The sequence below is a fragment of the Escherichia sp. E3659 genome, from assembly GCF_005781135.1.
Classification (GTDB): Bacteria; Pseudomonadota; Gammaproteobacteria; order Enterobacterales; family Enterobacteriaceae; genus Escherichia.
On sequence record NZ_VATQ01000075.1, the window covers coordinates 1 to 1,392 of the forward strand.

Genomic DNA, 1,392 nt, shown 5'->3' on the forward strand with positions numbered 1-1,392 from the left:
AACACTGGCGGGATTCAGAATATCTCAGGCGGCAGCGTCACTGATACCACTCTTAACGCTGGCGGAGAGCAGAATGTTGAGAGTGGGGGCGTGGCCACGAGTACCGTTATTAACAGTGGCGGGACTCAGAAGGTCAACAGTGGCGGCAGTGTTACGGATACCACCATCAACAGTGGCGGAGGACAGTATGTTTACGTCAACGGAAATGTCACAAAAACGACCATCACAGACGGCGGTATACTACAGGTGGATGCCGGTGGTTCAGCCTCTCAGGTGACCCAGAACAGCGGTGGCGCAATTGTTACCAATACCAGTGCTGTCCTGAGCGGCACTAACGATAAAGGCACCTTCAGCATTGCCGGTGGCAGTGCCAGCAATATGTTGCTGGAAAATGGTGGTTTACTGACCGTACTTGTCGGTCATGACGCCAGCGACACAACTGTTGGCAGTGACGGTACACTGTCTGTACAGAGCGGTGGTGTACTCCGTGGCACCACCACCCTGACAGATAAAGGGACGCTCGTCGGTGATGTGGTGACAAATGAAGGAAACCTGTATTTCCTCAACAACAGTGCGGCGACCTTTGCGGGTACCCTGACGGGGAGCGGTACCCTGACTCAGGAAGGCGGAAATACCCGCTTCAGCGGACTGTTGTCTCAGGATGGCGGGATTACCCTTCAGAGTGGTGCTGCAATGACGATGGATACCCTTCAGGCGAACGCTAATGTGACGACACAGTCAGGCACCACCCTGACGCTGGATAACGGAAGTATCCTGACGGGGAGCGTTACGGGAGACAACACTGGTGCAGGTGACATGACGGTTAAGGGAGCCTCTGTCTGGCATCTCGATGGTGACTCCACTGTCGGTGCATTAACGCTGGATAACGGGACTGTCGATTTCCGTCCGTCAGCCACCACGCGCCTGACGCAGGCTTTCCGGCCGGTTTCACTGGTGTCTGAAAGTCTTTCAGGTAACGGGACATTCCGGATGAACACGGATATCGCATCTCATACCGGAGACATGCTGAATGTGACGGGGAATGCCAGTGGCAATTTTGTGCTGGACATCAGAAATACCGGTCTTGAACCTGTTTCCGCAGGCACACCACTTCAGGTCGTTCATACCGGCAGTGGCGATGCTGCGTTCAGCCTGAACGGCGGGAAAGTGGATGCCGGTACCTGGGAATACTACCTGAACAAGGAAAATACTGACTGGTACCTGAAAGCTGACAGTAGTCAGCCAGGAACAGATAACCCGGGAACAGATAATCCAGGAACAGATAATCCGGTACCTCCGGTACGCCATACAACAAAATCGGCTGATGCTGTGCTGAATATGGCAACGGCACCGGTCTATGTGTTCAACAGTGAGCTTCAGAGTCTGCGTTTT

1 protein-coding gene is annotated in these 1,392 nt (G+C 54.0%); it reads left to right on the top strand.

Annotated elements, in window-relative coordinates:
- Positions 1-1,392: pertactin-like passenger domain-containing protein (locus tag FEK47_RS25010; protein ID WP_138183448.1), on the top strand; the 1,392-nt coding region annotated here is incomplete at both ends.